This window comes from Jeotgalibacillus sp. R-1-5s-1, assembly GCF_004405105.1.
GTDB lineage: Bacteria > Bacillota > Bacilli > Bacillales > Jeotgalibacillaceae > Jeotgalibacillus.
Map to the genome: position 1 here is coordinate 205,032 of NZ_SORW01000002.1, position 23,603 is coordinate 228,634.

At 43.3% G+C, this 23,603-nt stretch carries 20 protein-coding genes; 1 reads left to right on the forward strand and 19 read right to left on the reverse strand.

The genetic code is table 11. From position 1 onward, the window contains the following. Nucleotides 1-5 precede the first annotated feature (5 nt). From E2491_RS01075 to cotE, 8 genes are all read right to left on the reverse strand, one after another. Nucleotides 6-1,667 (reverse strand): glycerol-3-phosphate dehydrogenase/oxidase, encoded by a 1,662-nt coding sequence (locus E2491_RS01075; protein ID WP_134371661.1) that lies wholly within the window; start codon nt 1,665-1,667, stop codon nt 6-8. A gap of 132 nt (nt 1,668-1,799) precedes the next feature. Beyond that, nucleotides 1,800-3,290 (reverse strand): glycerol kinase GlpK, encoded by a 1,491-nt coding sequence (glpK, locus tag E2491_RS01080; protein WP_134371663.1) that lies wholly within the window; start codon nt 3,288-3,290, stop codon nt 1,800-1,802. 13 nt (nt 3,291-3,303) lie between these two features. Next, the gene (locus tag E2491_RS01085) at nt 3,304-4,122 is read right to left on the reverse strand and encodes an MIP/aquaporin family protein (RefSeq protein WP_134371665.1); all 819 of its coding nucleotides are present in this window, start codon (nt 4,120-4,122) and stop codon (nt 3,304-3,306) included. Between the two features lie 144 nt (nt 4,123-4,266). Further along, entirely contained in the window at nt 4,267-4,824 is a 558-nt protein-coding gene (locus tag E2491_RS01090) for a glycerol-3-phosphate responsive antiterminator (RefSeq protein WP_134371667.1), read from the reverse strand. Nucleotides 4,825-4,915: 91 nt separating this feature from the next. Next, on the reverse strand, nt 4,916-5,128 hold the full coding sequence (locus tag E2491_RS01095) for a hypothetical protein (RefSeq protein ID WP_134371669.1): 213 nt from the start codon (nt 5,126-5,128) through the stop codon (nt 4,916-4,918). A gap of 98 nt (nt 5,129-5,226) precedes the next feature. Then, nucleotides 5,227-7,065 (reverse strand): DNA mismatch repair endonuclease MutL, encoded by a 1,839-nt coding sequence (gene mutL, locus E2491_RS01100; protein ID WP_134371671.1) that lies wholly within the window; start codon nt 7,063-7,065, stop codon nt 5,227-5,229. Nucleotides 7,066-7,080: 15 nt separating this feature from the next. Beyond that, entirely contained in the window at nt 7,081-9,660 is a 2,580-nt protein-coding gene (gene mutS, locus E2491_RS01105; RefSeq protein WP_244093851.1) for a DNA mismatch repair protein MutS, read from the reverse strand. Nucleotides 9,661-9,854: 194 nt separating this feature from the next. Then, nucleotides 9,855-10,388 carry an outer spore coat protein CotE gene (gene cotE / locus E2491_RS01110; protein WP_134371675.1) on the reverse strand — a complete coding sequence of 178 codons (534 nt, stop codon included), beginning with the start codon at nt 10,386-10,388 and terminating at the stop codon, nt 9,855-9,857. 177 nt (nt 10,389-10,565) lie between these two features. Between cotE and E2491_RS01115 the strand changes: the two genes are divergently transcribed. Beyond that, a complete protein-coding gene (locus tag E2491_RS01115) occupies nt 10,566-11,483 on the forward strand; it encodes a LacI family DNA-binding transcriptional regulator (RefSeq protein WP_166805760.1) in 918 nt (305 codons plus the stop codon). A 132-nt stretch (nt 11,484-11,615) separates the two neighbouring features. On the opposite strand, the gene E2491_RS01120 is transcribed toward E2491_RS01115, so the two are convergent. The 11 genes from E2491_RS01120 to recA all read right to left on the reverse strand — a co-directional run bounded on the left by E2491_RS01120 (nt 11,616) and on the right by recA (nt 23,494). Then, the gene (locus E2491_RS01120; RefSeq protein ID WP_134371679.1) at nt 11,616-11,957 is read right to left on the reverse strand and encodes a hypothetical protein; all 342 of its coding nucleotides are present in this window, start codon (nt 11,955-11,957) and stop codon (nt 11,616-11,618) included. A 109-nt stretch (nt 11,958-12,066) separates the two neighbouring features. After that, complete coding sequence (locus E2491_RS01125) at nt 12,067-12,429, reverse strand: DUF779 domain-containing protein (protein WP_134371681.1); 363 nt, start codon at nt 12,427-12,429, stop codon at nt 12,067-12,069. A 27-nt stretch (nt 12,430-12,456) separates the two neighbouring features. Next, nucleotides 12,457-13,977, reverse strand: coding sequence for an aldehyde dehydrogenase (gene adh, locus E2491_RS01130; RefSeq protein ID WP_134371683.1), 1,521 nt, complete (start codon nt 13,975-13,977; stop codon nt 12,457-12,459). A gap of 392 nt (nt 13,978-14,369) precedes the next feature. Then, nucleotides 14,370-14,804 (reverse strand): YlbF/YmcA family competence regulator, encoded by a 435-nt coding sequence (locus E2491_RS01135; protein WP_134371686.1) that lies wholly within the window; start codon nt 14,802-14,804, stop codon nt 14,370-14,372. Continuing rightward, the gene (miaB, locus tag E2491_RS01140; RefSeq protein ID WP_134371688.1) at nt 14,804-16,348 is read right to left on the reverse strand and encodes a tRNA (N6-isopentenyl adenosine(37)-C2)-methylthiotransferase MiaB; all 1,545 of its coding nucleotides are present in this window, start codon (nt 16,346-16,348) and stop codon (nt 14,804-14,806) included. The genes E2491_RS01135 and miaB overlap by 1 nt, the downstream gene beginning before the upstream one ends. A gap of 191 nt (nt 16,349-16,539) precedes the next feature. Next, nucleotides 16,540-17,406, reverse strand: coding sequence for a 2-oxoacid:ferredoxin oxidoreductase subunit beta (locus E2491_RS01145; protein WP_134371690.1), 867 nt, complete (start codon nt 17,404-17,406; stop codon nt 16,540-16,542). Next, a complete protein-coding gene (locus tag E2491_RS01150; protein ID WP_134371692.1) occupies nt 17,407-19,152 on the reverse strand; it encodes a 2-oxoacid:acceptor oxidoreductase subunit alpha in 1,746 nt (581 codons plus the stop codon). Between the two features lie 199 nt (nt 19,153-19,351). Beyond that, nucleotides 19,352-19,612, reverse strand: a complete 261-nt coding sequence (locus tag E2491_RS01155; protein ID WP_134371694.1) for a stage V sporulation protein S — start codon at nt 19,610-19,612, stop codon at nt 19,352-19,354. 92 nt (nt 19,613-19,704) lie between these two features. After that, nucleotides 19,705-20,502 carry a TIGR00282 family metallophosphoesterase gene (locus E2491_RS01160; RefSeq protein ID WP_134371696.1) on the reverse strand — a complete coding sequence of 266 codons (798 nt, stop codon included), beginning with the start codon at nt 20,500-20,502 and terminating at the stop codon, nt 19,705-19,707. Nucleotides 20,503-20,649: 147 nt separating this feature from the next. After that, nucleotides 20,650-22,209 carry a ribonuclease Y gene (rny, locus tag E2491_RS01165; RefSeq protein ID WP_134371698.1) on the reverse strand — a complete coding sequence of 520 codons (1,560 nt, stop codon included), beginning with the start codon at nt 22,207-22,209 and terminating at the stop codon, nt 20,650-20,652. 241 nt (nt 22,210-22,450) lie between these two features. Further along, complete coding sequence (recA, locus tag E2491_RS01170) at nt 22,451-23,494, reverse strand: recombinase RecA (protein ID WP_134371700.1); 1,044 nt, start codon at nt 23,492-23,494, stop codon at nt 22,451-22,453. Between the last annotated feature and the right edge of the window lie 109 nt (nt 23,495-23,603).

A 23,603-nucleotide genomic window follows, 5' to 3' on the forward strand; every position in this document is an offset into this window, starting at 1 on the left:
AAAGATCAGCTTACCGGAATCACAGCGTCGTGAATTTCATTCTCCAGTTCTTCCTGATAAGCACGATACGTTTCTTCATCCCAGTTTAACAGTTTTTTCATCAGTTTCAAAACGGCTTCTTTTTCACGCTGGACAGAATGGATATCAAAGAACAGTCTTCCTGTTCTGCGGATAAAGAAGTCAACCGGTTTCACCGTCATTTCTTCCTGTATTGCATATACAACCTCTGCATACAGTACAGGATTCATCGGTGCTTCAAGATCCATTCCTTTAGCAGCATGAGCAAGGGTAAACAGTTTATCTGCGTTTGATCCGTAAAATGCAGCAAGCTTTTTACCTTCCGTTTCCGTTAATCCGAATTGAACAGCTTCTCTTCCTTTTTGTTCAATGAACGTTTTGAAGTTGGCTGAGCCTCCAAAATCAGCTCCTGACAGCGTAAGCTTTACTGTTTTACAGCTATCAAAGGACTGCTTTGTTTCCTCTTTTAAGCGCTTGGCAGCAAGATCTACAACATGTTCAGCCATTTTGCGGTAGCCTGTCAGCTTACCACCTGCAATGGTGATAATGCCGCTGTCATGCTCCCAGATTTCATCTTTACGGGAAATTTCAGAAGGATCTTTTCCTTCTTCAAAGATAAGCGGACGAACACCTGCCCAGCTTGATTCCACTTCTTTTTCCGTTACTTTCACATCAGGGAACATATAACGGATGGAGTCAAGAATATACTGACGATCCTCTTCCGTCATTTTCGGGTTGGCTGTATCTTTTTCATTGCCGTAAAACGTATCTGTCGTTCCTACATACGCTTTACCGTCACGCGGAATCGCAAACATCATACGGCCGTCCGGCGTGTCAAAATACAACGCCTGCTTTAACGGGAATACAGACTGATCAATGACAAGATGTACCCCTTTTGTCAGCTGAAGCTGTTTATTATTTTTGGAGTAATCCTTATTCCGAACCTGATCTACCCACGGTCCAGCAGCGTTGATCACTTTACGGCCTAAAATAGTATAGGATTCACCGGAGATCTGATCGACTGCTTCGATCCCGGACACTTTCTTCTTATCATAGGTAAAGCGGTCAGCTTTCACGTAATTGATGAAGTCCGCTCCTTTTTCAACTGCCTTTTTAATAATTTCAAGCGTCAGGCGTGCATCATCCGTACGGTACTCTACATAGTAGCCTGCACCTTTTAAGCCATCTTTTTTGACAAGCGGTTCACGTTTCGTTGCTTCAGCTACACTCAGCATCTTTCTTCTTTCCTGACGTTTTACACCCGCAAGATAGTCATATACTCTTAAACCGACGGACGTCGAAAACTTACCAAATGTTCCGCCCTTGTGAATCGGAAGCATCATCCATTCCGGAGTTGTCACGTGAGGTGCATTTTCATAAACGATCGCACGTTCCTTTCCTACTTCCGCTACCATCTTCACTTCAAACTGCTTCAGATAACGCAGACCGCCGTGCACAAGCTTTGTTGAACGGCTTGAAGTGCCTCCAGCAAAATCCTGCATCTCAACTACCGCCACTTTCATGCCTCTCGTTACGGCATCAAGGGCGATACCCGCTCCGGTGATCCCGCCTCCGATCACAACCAGATCATATATCTCACTCGACATCTGCTTTAATTTTTCATTTCGGTTTACACTTGAAAAACTCATGGTAAATCCTCCTTATTTTGGTAATGAAAGAAAAAGAGGCCGAATTCATCTATGAATAAACTCATAATGAATCCAGGCCTCTCTGCTCTCTACCTAATTATTAACTTGTCTATACTATATCATAGTAAAGACTTATTTGAAAGCCTGAGCTGCCTTTACTGCTTTTTGCCATCCTTTATAAAGTTCAGCACTCTTCTCTTCTTTCATCTCAGGATCAAAGTCTTTATCTACTTTCCACATATCAGCAATCTCTTCCTTGCTTTCCCAGAATCCGACTGCAAGTCCTGCAAGGTATGCAGCACCAAGCGCTGTTGTTTCACTGATCACCGGACGTTCAACCGGTACATGTAACAGGTCACTCTGGAATTGCATCAGGAAGTTATTCTGCACGGCACCACCGTCTACACGGAGCTTTTTGAGTTCAATGCCTGAATCCTTTTCCATCGCATCAAGGACGTCCTTTGTCTGATACGCGAGACTTTCAAGTACGGCACGGACAAAGTGCTCTTTGGATGTTCCGCGCGTTAGGCCGAATACCGCACCTCTTACATCACTGTCCCAGTATGGCGTTCCAAGACCAACGAAAGCTGGCACCACATAAACACCATCCGTAGACTCAACCCGAGAAGCATATTCCTCACTGACTGATGCTGTTTTCAGCATTCTTAAGCCGTCACGCAGCCACTGAATCGCACTCCCTGCTACAAAAATACTTCCTTCAAGTGCGTATTCCACTTTCCCGTCAATACCCCAGGCAAGCGTTGTAAGTAATCCACTGTCTGATTTAACAGCCTTTTCCCCGGTATTCATCAGCATAAAGCAGCCGGTTCCATATGTGTTTTTCGCCATTCCCTCTTTATAACACGCCTGTCCGAATAATGCTGCCTGCTGGTCACCAGCTGCACCTGCAATCGGAATCTCCTTCCCGAAGAAATGATGCGACACGGTTTTTCCGTAAATTTCAGAGGAAGGTTTTACTTCAGGAAGCATCGATTCAGGAACCGTCAAATGCTCAAGAAGCTCTTTGTCCCACTTCAGATCATAAATGTTATACATTAATGTTCTTGAAGCGTTTGAGTAATCCGTAACGTGCGCTTCTCCGCCTGTCAGCTTCCAGATCAGCCATGTGTCGATTGTACCGAATAAAAGCTTACCCGCCTCAGCTTTTTCCCGTGCACCATCTACATTGTCAAGGATCCATTTAACTTTTGTACCTGAGAAATAAGCATCGATCAGCAATCCGGTTTTTTCTCTGAATAAATCATTCAGACCTTTTTCCTTTAATTCATTGCAAATATCCGCCGTTTGTCTTGATTGCCAGACTATTGCATTGTAAACCGGCATTCCTGTTTCTTTATCCCAGACAACCGCCGTTTCACGCTGGTTTGTAATCCCGATTCCAGCAATCTGATCAGGTTTGACACCAGATTCAGAAAGTACAGATGCGATAACAGATAGAATTGAGCCCCAGATTTCATTTGCATTATGCTCTACCCAGCCCGGCTTAGGAAAAATCTGCTCGAATTCTTTTTGTGCAATCTTAACGATTTCACCTTTCGTATTAAAGAGAATGGCTCTTGAACTTGTTGTCCCCTGATCTAATGATAAAATGTACTTCTCCATTTTTCATTCCTCCTTATGCTGCTAAATGTTTTTGTTTACTTGTATTCTTTTTATCTATTGAGTAGGCACCAAACAGACAGATGACAATAGCCGCCAGCGCAACCCAGAATAACACATCATATTCTCCTGCGAAAATATAGCGGTAGAAAAGCCCGCCGAAGGATCCTCCAAGAACAGGTCCTAAAATCGGGATCCAGCTGTATCCCCAGTTAGAATTACCCTTACCGCTGATTGGTAAAACAAAGTGTGCAATTCTCGGACCCAAATCACGTGCAGGGTTAATAGCATATCCAGTCGTACCCCCAAGCGAAAGCCCAATTGCCACAATTAGCATTCCGACAATAAAAGGATTTAATCCTTCTGTAAATTCATTCGCCCCAATAAACAAAATTCCTACCACTAAAATAAAAGTTCCGATAATTTCACTCATCAGATTTGAGAAATAATGAGGAATAGCCGGTCCGGTTGAAAACACACCAAGCTTTGCCCCCTGATCAGGTGTAACCTTCCAGTGCGGAAGGAAATGAAGCCATACAAGAGTAGCTCCAATGAAAGCGCCTACAATCTGCGCCACAATATAACCTGGTACCTTCACCCATTCGAAATCGTTATTAAATGCTAGACCGAGTGTAACTGCCGGATTTAAGTGAGCTCCGCTGAACTGGCCAACGGCATATACCGCCATGGCAACCCCGAGACCCCACCCCAATGCAATGACAATCCATCCCGCACCTTCTGCTAGGGATTTTTTCAGACTGACGTTCGCAACTACTCCGCCACCGAAAAGAATCAGAATCGCGGTTCCAATGATCTCAGCAACATATTCATTCATTCTGAACACCTCCATATTTTTTTCCGCAAAATATAAAGAGACCCACAGACTTGTACCTAAAGGTGTATCGTCTGTGAGTCTCTTCGTCTCTTCACGGTTTATTAACTTGAGGTTATTCTATCAGCCTCTGAAAACGCTGTCAACTCATTTCCCGAAATGCTCCCAAAGTTTTTTTGAAGAGGTCGTAATAGCACTGGCACCGGCGTTCAGGGCTTCCTCGACTTCTTCGGGACGGTCGATTAGTCCGCCTGCAATAATCTGTTTTCCTGTTTCTTCTTTCATTCTGGTTATCATTTTTGGCACAACTCCCGGAAGAAGTTCAATGAAATCAGGATCTGATTGCCGGATTTGCTCCACACTTCTCCGGTACGCACTTGAATCAATGACGAACGTCCGCTGAATCGCTTTTATATTAAGCTCTCTCGCCCGTTTAATCACGTTTCTTCTGGTGGAAATAATGCCGTATGGCTTAATGGACTGACAAACATATTCAGCAGCATATTCGTCATTTGACAGACCCTGAATCAAATCCATATGAAGAAACATTTTTTTATCTTTTGACCTTGCATAGTCAAACACACTTTTAATCATCCCTACGTGCATATCAAGAAAGACCCCGTATTCATAGGAGTGCTTCAGCATTTTGTCAAAATCCTTCATCGAATGCACGGCAGGAAGGATTTTTTGATCCTCTAATTCCATAATTGTCCTCCATTCCTCTAAAAAGGCTACACTTCTGATCAGTAAAAAACCAGCCCGAACAGTTGTTTTCATACTGATCAGGCCGGCAATATTATTCGTCTTCTGCCAACGCATGGCGGATAGAATTTCTAAGCTGCTCCTGCATATTACGCAGGTCAAAACCCGGCACTGTAATGATTTGTCCGTCCACATTTGCTGAAAGAATAAAATAATCTCTATGCTCAGCGAGTTCTACTTTGAATTCTCTTCCTTCTGCTGTCATGACGGGTTGAAAATGAGCGATACTTTCAGCATTTTTATTCATAGATGTCCTCCTGTAATGTTTCACCCCATCAGCTCAGTTGCATGTATAGTTCACACGTTCCCTGAACAGTAAAAGTTAAACACTTCAGTAACAACTATTTACATCACTCTCTTAAACATTTTTTCCATTTCATAAATCGAAAATTGAATGATCACCGGACGACCATGAGGACAGGTAAACGGATCATAACAGCCTCCAAGTTCATTCACAAGGTGCTCCATATCTGATTTTTGTAAATGATGATTGGCTTTAATTGATTTTTTGCAGCTCATCATAATGGCTGCCTCTTCTCTCAATTTTCCTATATTTATCTTTTTCATCGTTAACATCTGTTCTATCATCTCTTCTACCGTTTCCTGCTCTTCCCCTTTCGGAAACCAGACAGGGTAAGACCGTACAATAAACCCAGATGTCCCGAAATCCTCCAGAAATACACCTACCTGTTCAAGCAAACTTCTGTTTTCGCTGATCCTGATAAAATCATCTGTTGAATAATCCAGCGTCAGTGGAATAAGTAAATCCTGCGTTTCCCTCGCAGGAGCAGCAAGCTTGTCACGGTAGTACTCATACTTAATCCTCTCCTGTGCAGCATGCTGGTCTATCATATATATACCATCTGTTCCCTGACAAATGATATAAGTGCCGTGAGCCTGACCAATTACGCTGAGATCAGGCATCCGCCTAGCCGGCACGGGTTCATCGTCAAATTCTTCAACCTGTTCCTCATGTTGCTTAATAAGATGTTGCGTCGTTGTTTTATCAGTTAACCGTTTAGCATCCTCACGAAAATCAGCTTGTTTCTCCATCACCTGCTTAGGGAGAAAAACATCTTCATCCTCTTTTGTTTTAGAGCTCTCTAAAAATGGCTTTTTAACCGATTCGTCCCAGTTGAACGAAATTTGTTCAGAAGGTTTCTGAACCGCCCGGGACTCTTTTAAACCACTCGGGATCAGTGTCTCCTTATGAAATAAAGCCTTTATTGTTTCTGAAATAAGCGAGGTTAATTCTTTTTCTTTACTAAAACGTACCTCCTGCTTAGAAGGATGCACATTAACATCCACCAGAATCGGGTCCATTTCGATCGAGAGAAGGACAACAGGAAATCTGCCAATTGGCAGCAGCGTATGATACCCTTCTGTAATGGCTCTTGTTATCGCGTAATTTTTAATATACCTGCCATTTACAAGAACAGAGAGATAATTTCTTGATGCGCGTGTCACTTCGGGCAGTCCGGCATACCCTGTTATAGTAAAGTCAAGCGACTCTCCTTTAAAAGGCAGCATTTTTTTGACGGTCTGAAACCCGTAAATGGCAGCAAGCACCTGCCTTACATCACCTTGTCCATTCGTATGAAGGAGTGTTTTACCGTTATGGCGGAGCCTGAAGGATATTTCAGGATGTGACAGGGCGATCCGGTTTACGATATCTGTCACGTTACCGAGTTCTGTATTGACCGTTTTCATATATTTCAGCCGGGCTGGCGTGTTATAGAAAAGGTCTGTTACTTCAATGTCAGTCCCTTTCCTTGCAGGAGCCGCAGTTCTGCTGATGCACTTCCCACCGTGAAATTCAGCGCTTGATCCAGCATCTCCGGTTGAAGTTGTTATCTTTATTTTCGAAACAGAAGCGATACTAGGTAGGGCTTCTCCTCTGAATCCGAGCGTTTTAATACGAAAAAGATCATGTTCATTTTTGATTTTGCTTGTGGCGTGTCTTGAGAAGGCGGTTAACAGATCATCCTCCAAAATTCCGCTCCCGTTATCAGTGATCTTAATACTTGCCAGGCCGGCTTCTTCGAGATCAATCTCGATAATATTAGCACCTGCATCCACTGCGTTTTCAGTCAGCTCTTTCACAACCGAGGCGGGTCTTTCCACCACTTCCCCGGCTGCAATTTTATTGGCAAGCAATTCATCCAGCTGAATAATATGTCCCATCTTCTCACACCTTTTTTAAATATCTTTTGACAGTTTATATAGACGGTACAGCTCATTCATCGCTTCCATCGGTGTCAGCTCAAGTACATTTAACCCCTGAAGCTCTTTAACCAGCTTTCCATCAGGCTGTTTAGACTTTTTCACTGTTTTTTCAGGAATATCAAATAATGACAGCTGCCCATCTTCTTTTACCACTGCATTACCGGTGTTCTGTTTTGCTGCACCGGATTCAAATTGCGCAAGCAGTTCATTCGCCCGAGTGATCAGTGTTTCAGGAAGTTCCGCAAGCTCCGCTACATGGATTCCGTAGCTTTTATCTGCAGGTCCTTCTTTAATTTTATGAAGAAAGACAACCGTTCCATTTTGCTCTACGGCTGAAACATGAACATTGAACAGTTTTTCAAGCTCATCAGACAGCGTGACCAGTTCGTGATAGTGCGTTGAAAAAAGCGTTTTTGCACCAATCTCATGATGAACATACTCAATAATGGATTGAGCAAGGGACATTCCATCATAAGTCGACGTCCCGCGCCCGATTTCATCAAATAAAATCAGACTGTTATCTGTCGCATGATCAAGGGCATGTTTTGCTTCAAGCATTTCCACCATGAAGGTACTCTGTCCGGATACGAGGTCATCCGCTGCACCAATCCTTGTAAAAATGCGGTCAAAAATCGGCAGTTCCGCTTCATCAGCAGGAACAAAACAGCCGATCTGAGCCATGATGGATATGAGAGCTGTCTGTCTCATATACGTACTCTTACCAGACATATTAGGACCGGTGATCAGAAGCATGGAGCGATTTGAATCAAGCATGCAATCATTCGGCACATACTGAACCGCATCCATTACCTTTTCTACTACAGGATGACGCCCATTTTTAATCGACAGGCTGCCTGTATTGCTGAAGACCGGTTTTACATAATGTCTTTTTTCACTCACGTGGGCAAAACACTGCATAACATCGACCGTACTGATTTGAGCGGCAATCTTTTGAATACGCGGAATTTCGTTTTTCACTTTTTCTCTCAGAGTCTGAAATAATTCCTGTTCAAGTTCGATGGACCGGTCGTCCGCCTCTAAAATAAGGACTTCTTTTTCCTTCAGCTCAGGTGTAATAAAGCGTTCAGCATTCGCAAGTGTCTGCCTGCGTTCGTAACGGTCATCTTTTAAATGAACGAGGTTAGCTTTTGTCACCTCGATATAATAGCCAAAAATCCGATTATACCCGATTTTAAGTGAACGTATCCCTGTTCTCTCCCGCTCCTGCTGTTCAAGCTCTGCGATCCACTTTTTCCCGTTGCGGCTGGCATAGCGGTACTGATCGAGCTTTTCATTAAATCCGTCTTTTATAAAATTTCCTTCTTTGATCGCAAGCGGCGGCTGATCAATGATGGCTTCCTCAAGCTGACCTGCAATATCCGGACATTCATCCATTTCATCTGACAGCTGAGTCAATTCAGCCGTTTCTGTATCCTTCAGATGCTGCTTAATAGCGGGGATTTGCTGAAGAGATTTTTTCAGCTGTACAAGATCTCTCGGGTTCACTGAACCAAAGGCTACCCGTCCAGCCAGGCGTTCAAGGTCATACACCTGCTTCAGTGACTCTCTTAACGCTTCACGCTCGAAATAATGATTTTTCAATTGTTCAACAATCCGCAGACGCTCTTCAATGGCTTCTCCGTTTATTAAAGGCCTGTCCACCCACCGCTTCAACTGTCTGGCACCCATCGCCGTAACAGTTTCATCAAGCAGCCAGACGAGAGAGCCTTTCCTTGAACCGTTCCGAATATTTTCAGTCAGCTCAAGATTCCGTTTGGAGTTTGGATCAATCCTTAAAAATGCATCAACTTCGTATGGTACTGTCTTTTGCAGGTGATCTAATGAACGCTTTTGCGTTTCAGCCGTATAGTGCATGAGAAGTCTTGCTGAAAACTGCATATCTGCATTCGGAAGATCATCCAGAAGTTCTGAATAATAATGTCTGATTAAATCAGCGTTGATGAGTGTTACCGAGATGACACCTCGGTCTTTTAACTTCTTCGAAACCGCTTCACCACACTGTTCAAGAATAACGGCTTCTTTTACTTTCAACATCGCCAATTCATGAATCATTTCCTCTTCATTGGCGACAACCGCTGCCTTTGATTCTCCGGTGGAAAGGTCCAGATGCGCAATGCTGTATCGACCATCATGAAGCAGAGCGGCCGCTGCCAGATAGTGATTTTCTTTTTCATTCAGACTTTTGGCATCCATGACCGTACCTGGGGTAATCATCTGGACGATCTCGCGCTTGACCACCCCTTTAGCCTGTTTAGGGTCCTCAGTCTGTTCACAAATCGCCACTTTAAAGCCTTTTTCAATGAGTTTTTCTATGTAACCTGAAGCAGAGTGATAAGGAACACCACACATCGGGATTTTTTCCTCGACACCCCCATCACGTGCGGTTAGTGTAATTTCAAGTTCTCTTGCTGCAGCCAGCGCGTCGTCAAAAAACATTTCATAAAAATCGCCCAGTCTGAAAAACAGAAAGGCATCCGGCACCTCAGCTTTTATTTTTAAATATTGCTGGATCATTGGTGTATATTTTTTAATCAATCGTATTCTCCCCGTTCATCTTTAAAAATTACTCTGTTCAGTATAACAGAAATAACCGGATTAAATCATGCAGCGAGAACGATTGGATAAAGGGTCTGTCCGGTTTTTTAAAACTGTCATAATCGCGACATCAGCGACAGGTCAGAATGGATAAAAAGATTTTTTCATAAAAAAAACCGGACTCAGTCCGGTCAGTCTCTTGCATATTTATTGTCAAACACGTGTGTATTGATCTCTTCAAGCTCATCATCCAGTTCTCCCCAGTCATCCTCTAGCCCGTCTTTATGAAATACGACACACACTTTCGTTTCCCCTACACATTCGGCAAGCGTCTCTCTTTCTACCTGGACGACGATGTGGTGGGAATCATCCGGAATACTTGCCTCAATACAATTCGGCTGCTGTATAACGCGCGCAAAAATCTCCGAATCATTATGGTAGTCATCGTCTCTGTATTTCAACTTGATCACATCGTTATAAGACACGCTTTCCAACAGAACGGAGGTTTTCGTGTTATGGTGATGGGAGTACCAGAGATTGACATCAAAGGACCCTGAAACCTCTACTGACTTACCGGATTTCTTCGCTGAATATTTGTGATTGATAATCCAGCACCCCAGAATACTAGATGGTTTATGCGGCGGATGAATCGTATGGTTGGACTGTACATATTTTCTCCCTTTAGCCACAACAGACTTCGTAATAATTTCACGATATTCGGTCATACATGCGGCCTCCTTTCATTTCTCCATATCCTATGCAATACGCCTACAGGATGTTCCGAAAAGAAGAAAACAAAAATAACAACGTTGTTATTTTTGTTTTCTAAAAATTAACCTATGAATGACAACAGGAATTTCGTAAGTTATAATGGTAACAACGTTGTAAAAGAGGTGTTAACAATGGCTGTAACCATTAAAGATATCGCAAATAAGGCAGGCGTCAGTTTTTCTACTGTTTCCAAAGCGCTGAATGACAGCCCTCTTGTAAAAGAGCCGACAAAAGCGAAGATTCTTGCCCTTGCAAAGGAAATGGGGTACGAAGCAAATCTCGCTGCTAAAAACCTTGTTTCCGGTAAATCCGGCATCATCGGGATTTATTGTTCACAAATCACCAATCCATTTTATGCGGATATAATCAGGTACATTACCATTTATTTTGAAGAAGACGGGCTCACAACAGCCATTTCATCCGGTACTGTAAAGCAGGCAAAAAAGCTGTTTTCAAGACTCTCCACCGAAGCCATCCTTGTATTTGATCACGACCCTGATGAAACATGGGGTGAACACGCTGTTTACGCATTTGACTCACACTATCACGATCGTATCAACTCTCTCATTGATTTCAAATCAGAAGGAATGAAAAAAGCCGTTGAGTTCCTGATCCAGACCGGACACAAGAATATTCTCTGTTTAGCTGAACGCGATCAAAAAGTGACATTACCAACAAATAATAACGTTATTAAAAATGTGTTTCTTGAAGAAGAATCTTCTGAAGAAGCTTATACAGAAGCAATCAGAATGTTTAACAGTAATGAAATTGATGCAGTTGTCTGTTCTTCCTACGAGGTTTGCAGCGGGGTATTTTTCGCCTGTAAAAATGAAGGGATTTCAGTTCCTGAAGATGCCTCCATCATTCATTACCATTTCAGAGGAGCGCAGTCAGAACCACTCCCCTTTACCTGGATTGGAGTGGATAATAAAAAGCTCTCGCTGACACTCGTTAATCACTTACTCATCGAAGCCGGTTATCCAAAACGAAAAGAAACCATATCGGTTGAACCAACCATCCAGAACCTGACGACACTATCGCCAAAATAACAACGTTGTTATTTTGGCGATAGTGTGAGGTGGCAAGCTTTCACTCCACTAAGAACTGTTACAGAATAGTCCCATGGTTTAAGCATTTATAACATAAAATCTCCGGTCTAAAATAAGACCGGAGATTTTATGTTATTTATTTATTTTTTCGTAGGCTTCTTTATCCAGGTGGGCTTCTGTCTGCCCAAGAATGTTAACTGCTTCACGTCTGTTTTGTTCTTCAACATAAAATTCGAGTATATAATCGAATCTTTCTGAAGAACCTTTCGTGTTAATTGCATCACCGTCAGTGATGACCCCTGCATTTGGTGAAGAGCTCGACGTAAAGTTTAATGCAGGCAGTACAAAAGGATTTGTATTGCCATCAGGAATTGAATCTATTCTAGCATCCCTGATCGGACATTTTTGAAGCTTTGCCAGTGCCGTTTCAGCATCGCTCTCATTTCTAAAGTAGGCTTGAATATGATGTTCCATCCTATCACTCTCCTCTGTTGTTATTCATGATACCCTTTACCAAATATACTAAACGTTTACAATGAGCATTAAAAAACCTGCACCTTACATGTAAGGTACAGGTTTTTGATTAAGACTGCGTCATCAATTCTTCTCTTTCTTCTTTCGTAAACGCCCTGGATCTTGAAAGGAATCGTTTACCCTCAACACCCTCAAGTGAAAACATGCCGCCTCTTCCATCCACGACATCAATAATAATCTGAGTGTGTTTCCAGTAATCATACTGTTTTTTATTCATGTAAAATGAACTGCCGTCAATTTTGCCGAGTTCGATATCCTGGCTGCCGATCAAAAGATCACCTTCCGGATAACACATCGGTGAACTTCCGTCACAGCAGCCGCCGGATTGATGGAACATGATCGGGCCATGCTTTTCCTTCAGGAGTCTGATCAGCTTAACAGCTTCGTCTGTTGCGGTCACTCGCTCAACCAATCTCTTCACCACCTTTATTTTATCGGTTTAGAAGAATCCAAGCTTTGAAGGACTGTAGCTTACGAGCAGGTTTTTCGTCTGCTGGTAATGGTTCAGCATCATCTTATGGTTTTCCCGGCCAATTCCGGACATTTTGTATCCGCCAAATGCTGCGTGGGCCGGATACTGATGATAACAGTTTGTCCAAACACGTCCAGCCTGGATGTTACGTCCAAATCGATAGGCTGTATTAATATTTCTCGTCCAGATACCTGCACCCAATCCGTAGAGTGTATCATTGGCGATTTCAAGTGCTTCTTCATCTGTTTTGAATGTGGTTACAGATAAAACCGGTCCGAAAATTTCCTCCTGGAAAATTCTCATATCATTTGTTCCTTTAAAGATCGTTGGCTGAATGTAATATCCGTCAGCAAAATCGCCTTCTTTTTTATTCAGCGAGCCGCCTGTCAGAACTTCTGCCCCTTCCTCTTTCCCGATCTGAAGGTAGGATTGAATCTTCTCCATCTGCTCTGTAGAGGCCTGTGCACCCATCATCGTCGCTGGATCCAGTGGATTTCCTGTATTGATTTCCTTTACTCTTTTTAGTACCCGATCCATAAATGCATCATATATATCCTCATGAATCAGTGCACGTGAAGGACATGTACAAACTTCACCCTGATTAAGCGCGAACATTAATAATCCTTCCACTGCTTTATCTACGAAATCATCGTCCTGATCCATAATATCCTTAAAGAAAATATTTGGAGACTTACCTCCGAGTTCCAGTGTAACCGGAATCAGGTTTTGAGAAGCATATTGCATAATCAGACGACCTGTTGTTGTTTCACCTGTGAATGCAATTTTTGCAATACGATCACTTGAAGCAAGCGGTTTACCGGCTTCAAGTCCAAAACCATTCACGATATTAACAACACCCTTCGGCAGCAGATCTTCAATCAGTTCCATCAGGACAAGGATGGAGGATGGTGTCTGTTCTGCCGGTTTCAACACGACACAGTTTCCTGCAGCAAGTGCCGGAGCAAGCTTCCACACTGCCATTAGAAGCGGGAAGTTCCAAGGAATAATCTGACCAACGACCCCAAGCGGCTCATGAAAATGATAGGCAACGGTATCTTGATCAATTTCTCCCGCTGAGCCTTCCTGTGCCCGGATCACGCCGGCAAAATAACGGAAATGATCAATTGCCAGCGGCAGATCGGCATTTAATGTTTCACGAACCGCCTTTCCGTTTTCCCATGTTTCTGCTACGGCGAGCATTTCAAGATTTTCTTCCATTCTATCTGCAATTTTATTTAAAATAACAGACCGCTCTGTAACGGACGTTTTGCCCCAGGCATCCTTTGCAGCATGTGCAGCATCAAGAGCCTTTTCAATATCTTCTTCCGTTGAACGAGCAACCTGACAGAATGTTTTCCCATTAACCGGTGAAGGATTATCAAAATACTGTCCCTTAACCGGAGCTACCCACTCCCCACCTATGTAATTATCGTAACGCTCCTTGAAATGAACTTTAGCACCTTCAGTATTAGGATTAGCATATGTCATGATCTTTTCCCCCTGTTTATTGGTCTGATGGTTAACTTAACTAATCCTCCCCTCTTATGTAATCGCTTTCATTTTTCTGTTTTAAATAAAACTCCTGTAGAGTCTTCTTCATTTTACCTAAAATTTCGGATCATTGTCAATTTTCCGAATAATATGTTTATATATTTTTTATAATCATTAATAATCCGGATCTGCAGCACCTATCCTTTCCGCCACCGGAGTCTTCGGGTGCTGCAGATCCTCTATCCTCTAATCAAATTTCATTATAATTAAACGAAACTATTTATCCTTAAAAAAACATAAATGAACGGCCTTTAGAAAAGAATCGGATTTCAAACGTAATATGGTTAAGTATATTAAAAAAGCTCTTCCGCATTGGAAGAGCTTTTTGATCATGAGCAGCTATTGTAAGGGCTGTTTTTAACCTGTGCCCCTGTTTCACCTTTTAGAATATCTCCGCCGGTCTGACGGATAATTTCATCCGTTACAGTGTTGGAAACAGTATTCGCCACGATTTGCAGAAGTGCATTCACTTCAGTTTGTGACTGTTTAAATTCCTGAACAATCGGAATCTCATCGATTTCCTTTTCAACTTTTTCAATTTTTGCCTCGATCATTTTCAGTGCTTCATGCTTGCCGTAATGCTGAAAATTAACAGCCTGCTTCTGAAGGCTTCTCAGACTGGCAATTTTTTCGCGGATTTTCTGGTTTTCCTGAATCTGCGCCTCAGCACGTTTAAAGAAATCCACTTCTTCAGTTTCAGTAATCATCTGAGCAAGCTCTTTTGCACGCTCAATAATATCTTTTTTCGTATATTTTTTCTCCATTATCCATTCACCTCTGCCGGTTCTTTAGCTTCCACGAGCTCTCCATTCAGGCTCCACGTTTTAGCTTCCGTTATTTTAACCATAACCCGTTGACCAATCACTGATTTCGGTGCTTTAAAGTTCACCAGCTTGCTCGTTCTTGTATAACCGGATAGTACTTCAGGGTTTTTCCTGCTCTCCCCTTCAACCAGTACTTCCATTGTCTGTCCTTCAAGCTTCTTCATAGCTTGAAGCGACATTTCGTTGACAAGATTATTCAGGCGCTGTAAACGTTCTTTTTTGACTTCCATCGGCACGTTATCTTTCATCTTAGCAGCCGGCGTTCCTTCACGTGGTGAGTATATATACGTAAAGGCTGTCTCAAATCCGACTTCACGGTATAGAGATAACGTTTCTTCGAACTGCTCTTCTGTTTCATTCGGGAATCCTACAATAATATCTGTTGTCAGAACAGCATTCGGAATCGCTTTTTTAATCTTGTTAACAAGGGTTAAAAACTGCTCCCGGCTGTACTTTCTCGCCATCAGCTTGAGGATTTCTGATGAACCGTGCTGAACAGGCAGATGAATATGTTCCACAAGGTTTCCACCTTTTGAGAGTACCTCAATCAGGTAATCATCAAAGTCACGCGGATGACTCGTCGTAAAGCGGATTCTCGGGATATCAATTTTGCGCAGCTCATCCATCAGCTGACCGAGTCCGTAATCCATCCCTTGAAGATCTTTGCCGTAAGCATTTACATTCTGACCTAACAGGGTAATTTCCTGATAACCCTGGGCTGCCAGGTGACGGACTTCCTGGATAATATCCTCAGGGTGCCTGCTCCGCTCCTTACCACGTGTGTATGGAACGATACAATACGTACAGAATTTATCGCAGCCGTACATGATGTTAACCCAGCCTTTAATGGCGCCTTTACGGACCTTCGGAAGGTTTTCAATGACATCGCCCTCTTTAGACCATACTTCAACGACCATTTCCTTGCTCAGGTAAGCCTCGTTTAAAATGTTTGGCAATCTGTGAATATTATGCGTTCCAAATATCATATCAATGTGCTGATGCGTCTTAAGAATCTTATTAACAACAGATTCCTCCTGTGACATACATCCGCAAACACCAATCAGAAGATCCGGCTTTTCAAGCTTCAGCGGTTTCAGGTGTCCGATTTCACCAAACACTTTATTTTCCGCATTTTCACGGATTGCACATGTATTCAGTAAAATCACATCTGCATCTTCTGTTGTATCGGTCGGTTCATAGCCAAGCTGAAGAAAGATCCCTGCCATCACTTCTGTGTCATGCTCGTTCATCTGACATCCGTAAGTTCTGATGTAAAACTTTCTTCCTTTCCCCATTCCTTCAAAAGCAGGATCGATGGAGAAGTCTTTATGATAATTTACGTCTTCCTTACCTCTTTTTTTTGCATCTTTCAGGGAAGGAGGACTGTAAACGGTCTGAAAATATTTACTGTAGTCTTTTTCCTGCTTCTTGCTGTTCGATGTCTGAACCGCGTCTTGTGCTGCCAGGCGCTGTTCTTCATTCATCTGACATTCCCCTTTCTTTCATCGATCAGAGCTGATCCGTTCTGATCATGCTTATGGCACATTCTTTTAGTATAAATGGTTATGACCATTGTTACAACATTCTCAAGCCTACTGTCGTGAAATTGCCTTAACTTACAGAAAAGGGTCAATCGCACAGGTAAAAGGCTGCCTCTGTCCGGCAGCCTCCTGTTTTACATAAATTCTTTCACAAGTTTGTTGAAATCATCTTCGTCCATCCCTAAATCCTGTTTGCTTAAAGGCTCTTCGTGATATCCGTCAATCATTTCCTGATACGATGGCTGCTCTTTATCCTGATAGATGAGTCCGGTCACAAGACCGTCATGCTTCATCAGCGTCTGCATCGCAGCTTCCTTATTATGAGGATCATACGCCTCAATGTCTGAAAGCTTCGTCAGATTTTCCTTGAACCAGTCGTACGTATTAACTTTGTTATACGTTACGCATGGACTGAATACATTGATCAGCGAAAAACCTTTATGATTCAATCCCTGTTCAATGAGGCTCGTTAACTCTTTCAGGTCCGTTGAGAACCCTTGAGCTACAAAGGTTGCCCCTGAAGTCAACGCCATTTCCATCGGGTTCAGTGAAGGTTCAATGGATCCTTTAGGGGTAGATTTTGTCTTAAATCCTGCAGATGACCTTGGCGATGTCTGACCTTTTGTCAGTCCGTAGATCTGATTGTCCATGACAATATACGTGATATCAAGGTTACGTCTGATCGCGTGAATCGTGTGACCGAGTCCAATGGCGAATCCATCGCCATCACCGCCGGATGCAATAACGGTTAAGTCCCGGTTTGCCATTTTCACACCCTGTGCAAGCGGCAGGGCACGTCCGTGAATACTGTGAAATCCGTAAGAGTTAATATAACCTGAGATTCTTCCTGAACAGCCGATTCCGGAGATGACCGCCAGATTTTCTGGTGTCAGCCCTGCATTCGCTGAAGCGCGCTGAATGGCTGCCTGTACAGAAAAGTCACCGCAGCCCGGGCACCAGTTAGGTTTTACATTGTTGCGAAAGTCCTTAAATGTCACCATTTAGACCAGCTCCTTGCTTAAAAGTTCCAGTTCATTTGGCAGGAATGGATTCCCGTCATATTTCTTCAGGCTTTTGATTTTGTGAGCCATTCCGACGTTCATTTTAATAATGGAGGCCAGCTGACCCGTCGCATTGTGCTCTACAACAATGACCTTTTTTGCTTTCTCGGCAAGAGGGGCAAATTCCTCTGCCGGAAACGGATGAAGCAGTCTGATGTGGGCATGATTCACCTTGATACCGCCTGCTTCAAGTTTGGCTGCTGCTTCCTCGATTGCACCCCTTGTGGAGTTAAATCCGACGAATAAAATGTCTGCATCATCGTGTTTCGCACCATCTTGATCAACTGCTTTATGGAGCGTAACAGATTCAAGCTTTTTCATCCTCTTATCCATCTGGATCTGACGGTTAAAGGATGACTCAGACGGTTTTCCTGATTCATCGTGTTCCACTCCTGTTACATGATGAATACCGTTTTTCATACCTGGCAGTACCCTTTTGGAAACGCCGTCCTCTGTTACTTCATAGCGTTTGAAATATTGCTTCGGCTCAAGCTCTTCCAGCAAATCTTCTGACGCTACCAGTTTCCCTCTGTTAATCTTTACTTTTTCGTAATTGAGAGGTTCTACTGTCTGTTTCCCGAGTGACAGCTGCAGATCTGACAGTAAAATAACCGGACATTGGAACTGCTCAGCAAGGTTAAACGCATCAATCGTGTCATAAAACGCTTCCTCTGCCGTGCTTGGCGCAATCACAATTTTAGGAATTTCACCGTGTGTTCCGTAAATCATTTGCATTAGATCTGACTGCTCCTGCTTTGTCGGCAGGCCTGTTGATGGTCCCCCGCGCTGAGTATCCACGATGACTAGCGGCTGTTCTGTCATACCAGATAAACCGATGGATTCCATCATTAATGAAAGACCAGGTCCCGCTGATGCTGTTAAGGAACGCACCCCGGCGTAATTTGCACCGATCGCCATCGTTGCTGCAGCGATCTCATCCTCAGTCTGAATAACAGCTCCCCCTAAGGCAGGAAGCTTTTTAATGAGATACTCCATAATTTCAGAGGCCGGCGTAATAGGATAGGCTGCCATAAAACGGGCGCCCCCAGCAATGGCACCAAGAGCGATTGCATCGTTCCCGATCATAAACATACGCTGTTTGCCATCTGCTTTTTCAAGAGCAAGGCTGCCGCTCTTTTCACCAAGCAATTCTTTGGCAGCTTTAAAGCCCTCTTCAATTGCCTCCATATTTTTCTGGACGACTACTTCACCTTTGCGGCCGAATATCTCCTGCACAACATCTCTGAACACATCGAGCGGAAGATCCATAATGGCACAGGTTGATCCGATCGCAACCATGTTTTTCATCAGTGAGGTGCCAAGCTCTGATGCAATTTCCGTAAATGGAACGATGATCAGTTCAGCATTTGAGTCGTCCGGGTTTACCGGTTTAAATTTTGCATCAGCTACAATGATGCCTGAATTATGTAACTCATGATAATTAACATCAATCGTTTCCTGATCAAATGCAACGAGTATATCCAAAGAATCCTCAACAGCACGAACCTGAGTCGTACTTACACGGATTTTATTATTTGTATGTCCACCTTTAATACGGGAAGAAAAGTGTCTGTACCCGTAAAGGAAATAACCAAGGCGGTTCATTGCCATGGAAAAGATTTCACCGGTACTTTCAATTCCTTCTCCCTGTTGTCCTCCAACTTTCCAGGAAAGCTGTTTCATCATCCTTACCCTCTCCTTCAATAACGCCCTTTTACATCAGTGTTCATTTTATCACGTTTACCATGTATCAACATCCTTTTACAATCTGATTCATCAAATTCAGTCCTAAGAATGATTTTAAGTTTACATAATTATATTATAGTTAATTTATTTCAAGGCAAAAAAAAGGTGCTTACAGTGTAAGCACCAGAATACAGTCCTATTATCTTGGTTCCACAATGAGCTTAATGGCGGTTCTTTCTTCGCCCTCTATCTGGATATCTGTAAAAGCCGGGATGCAGATTAAATCAATGCCGGATGGAGCCACAAACCCACGGGATATGGCCACTGCTTTCACAGCCTGATTTAACGCGCCAGCTCCAATTGCCTGTACTTCAACCGTGCCTCTCTCCCGCAACACGCCCGCAAGAGCCCCGGCAACCGAGTTAGGATTCGATCGCGAAGATACCTTTAACACATTCACCTGCTTACCCCCTTCTCTCCCACACTGATCCATCACTTTGCTGTCATTTCACTATATTCTCAGGAAGTGAGGTTTATGCGGAGGGGCAGCAATTAAACTTCGAAGGGATGGTCCTCATTAATTAAAATTCTGTCAATTGATTTTGCCATACCAGATTTACGATCCAGTTCGATCAGACATGCGCTCAAAATTTTACGTCCATCCTTTGGTACTTCAAACCTTGCAGGCAAAGCGGTTGTAAAACGTTTCAGTACTGCTTCTTTTTCCATTCCTAAAATCGCATCGTAAGGACCCGTCATCCCAACATCCGATAAATAAGCCGTGCCCTTTGGAAGGATTCTGTTATCTGAAGTTTGTACGTGCGTATGAGTACCGACAACCGCGGATGCCTTGCCATCAAGATACCAGCCTGCCGCCTGTTTCTCACTCGTTGCCTCAGCATGAAAATCCACAAAAACAAATGGCGTCTGCCGTCTTGCTTCATTTATTGCCTGCTTTAGAAGCGGAAACGGATCATCCACAGGATTCATAAACGTTCTTCCAAGTGCATTAACCACTGCTACTTCCGCGCTGCCAGCCTGAATAAAGCGGATCCCTTTACCTGGAGTCGCTTTCGGATAGTTAATAGGTCTTACGAGTTGATTTGCGTGATCAATAAAATTAAACAGATCCCGATTGTCCCACGTGTGGTTTCCCATCGTGATCACATCTGCACCTGCAGACAACAGCTGATCATAGATTTTTTTTGTAATTCCTCTTCCGGAGGCTGCATTTTCACCATTGACAATCACAAGGTCCGGCTGATGTTTTTGTTTCAGCTGAGGCAGAAACTCATCGATCATTTCCCTGCCCGGTGAACCTACAACGTCTCCAATAAATAATATCTTCATCATTACCCTCTTTTCATGATCTCAGGGGCTTTATCTGCCCATTATCAGATAAACTTTAGCATGAACGCCTGATGCGTTCAAGCTGACGTTTTTGTTTTTTCTTTAAGACATAAAAAATCCGTCCTGACAGTGTCAGGACGGATTTTGTTATTTTGCGTATTCTACCGCTCTCGTTTCACGGATAACCGTGACTTTAATATGACCCGGATAGTTTAATTCTTCCTCGATCTGCTTGCGGATATCTCTCGCAAGACGATGAGCCGTCATATCATCAATCTGTTCCGGTCGAACCATAATTCTGATTTCTCGGCCGGCCTGGATCGCAAATGATTTTTCAACACCATCATATGATTCAGAAATCTCCTCGAGTCTTTCAAGTCGGCGAATGTAGTTTTCAAGCGTTTCACTGCGGGCACCAGGACGCGCTGCAGATAATGCATCAGCTGCTGCAACCAGTACCGCAATAATTGACGTTGCCTCATAGTCACCGTGGTGAGAGGCAATACTGTTGATGACCACCGGATGCTCTTTATACTTCGTGGCAAGTTCGACACCAATTTCTACGTGACTACCTTCCACTTCGTGGTCAATCGCTTTTCCGATATCATGCAGAAGTCCTGCACGTCTTGCCAGCGCCTCGTCTTCACCAAGTTCAGCTGCAAGAAGGCCTGACAGATACGCTACTTCTGTTGAATGCTTCAGTACATTCTGTCCGTAGCTTGTACGGTACTTCAGGCGGCCAAGAATTTTGATGAGATCAGGATGTAACCCATGCGCTCCAACGTCAAACGTTGTCTGTTCACCGATTTCCCTGATATGCTCATCTACTTCACGGCGTGCCTTGTCTACCATTTCTTCAATTCTTGCAGGGTGGATTCTTCCGTCCTGCACAAGCTTTTCAAGCGCAATTCTTGCTGTTTCACGTCTGATTGGATCAAATCCGGAAAGGATAACTGCTTCCGGCGTATCATCGATAATTAAATCAATTCCAGTCAGGGTTTCAAGCGTTCTGATATTTCTTCCTTCCCGACCTATGATGCGACCTTTCATCTCATCATTAGGCAGGTTTACGACAGAAACTGTTGTTTCGGCAACATGGTCGGCTGCACAACGCTGGATAGCGAGTGACAGCAGTTCGCGCGCTTTCTTTTCAGACTCTTCCTTCGCACGATTTTCCTGCTCCTTAACCATGATTGCAATGTCCTGTGAAAGTTCTTTTTCCACCTGATCAAGGATAATTGCTTTTGCTTCTTCCCGGGTTAATCCGGAAACACGCTCAAGCTCGAGATCCTGTTGACGAACCATCTCCTCCACTTTGCTTTCCATCTCTTCAATATGTTGTTGTCGTTCATGTAAAGACTGCTCTTTACGCTCCTGCATTGATTCACGTTTGTTTAGAGAGTCGTCTTTACGGTCAAGATTTTCTTCCCGCTGTAACAGGCGGTTTTCCTGTTTTTGAAGCTCATTTCTTCGTTCACGAAGTTCCGCTTCCATTTCTGATCGAAGCTTATGATTTTCATCTTTCGCTTCCAGCAGTGCTTCTTTCTTAAGTGCCTCTGCTTCCCTTTTTCCGTTTTCGAGAATTTGTTCCACAGTGCCTTTTGCACCGCCAACTTTAGCATCCATCATGAATTTGTGAATCAAATACCCAACAATCACACCGACGATAATGCCAGCCAAAATGAAGGTGATTTCGAATTGTTCCATCGTATTCACCTCCTCTTGCTATTAAAATGTTTCAATCTTGCCTTTTTGGGCTAATAATAAGCTTTCGTATCAGTCCGGGGCAACTTACTTATCAATTAAAAAAATTGAAAAATATACAATGTTAATTTTAAGTCTGTGAAAATACATTGTCAAGTAGGCTGGCAGAAACTTCCCTTCTATAATTATGTATATACCAAAAAAGCAAAGAGCTTTTCTTTGCTTTTTTGGTTGTTTTCACCTGTTAATCCTCAAGCAGGTTTAAATTATCTTCTTCGGTTTCAGGAGGAGCTGTTTTTGCTTCATCCATGCCGTGGTGCTCACGGATTTTCAGCATGATTTCCTGGCGAAGCTCAGGGTTTTCCTTAAGGAACTGCTTCGAATTCTCGCGTCCCTGACCTAGGCGATCCCCATTATAGGAATACCATGAACCACTCTTTTGAATAATATCTGCCTCGGCACCAAGGTCAATAATTTCTCCCTCTTTTGAAATCCCTTCACCATACATAATGTCTACTTCAGCTAAACGGAATGGTGGTGCTACCTTATTTTTCACGACTTTAATCCGCGTTTTATTTCCTACCATATCATTACCCTGCTTCAATGTTTCCGCACGGCGAACATCCAGTCTTACAGATGAATAGAACTTAAGGGCACGTCCACCAGGAGTCGTTTCAGGGCTGCCAAACATGACGCCGACTTTTTCACGAATCTGGTTGATGAAAATAGCAATCGTGTTGGATTTGCTGATTGCCCCGGACAGTTTTCTGAGCGCCTGTGACATGAGTCGTGCCTGAAGACCGACATGAGAGTCTCCCATTTCTCCCTCGATTTCCGCTTTAGGAACAAGTGCTGCAACTGAGTCAATAATTATAATTTCAACCGCTCCGCTTCGAACAAGTGCTTCAGCAATTTCAAGCGCCTGTTCACCTGTATCAGGCTGTGACAGAAGCAGTTCATCTATGTTAACACCAAGCTTTGAAGCGTAGACAGGATCAAGTGCGTGCTCAGCATCAATGAATGCTGCCTGTCCGCCATTTGCCTGGACTTCAGCAATCGCATGAAGAGCAACCGTCGTTTTACCGGAGCTTTCAGGACCGTAAATTTCAATCACGCGGCCGCGTGGATATCCGCCAACCCCAAGCGCTGCATCAAGGGCGATAGAGCCGCTGGAAACCGTGGAAATTTTGCGGTCTGTCTGCTCCCCGAGTTTCATAATTGAACCTTTACCGAATTGCTTTTCTATTTGTTTAAGAGCCATATCAAGTGCTGCCTGACGATCACTCACATTAATTCCTCCTTTAATATAAACACCGTAACCGGTGTCTCATAACCTAACTATACTATACTCTTTATTTGGAAGAATAACAAGCAAAAAGCGAACATTTATTCGCTTT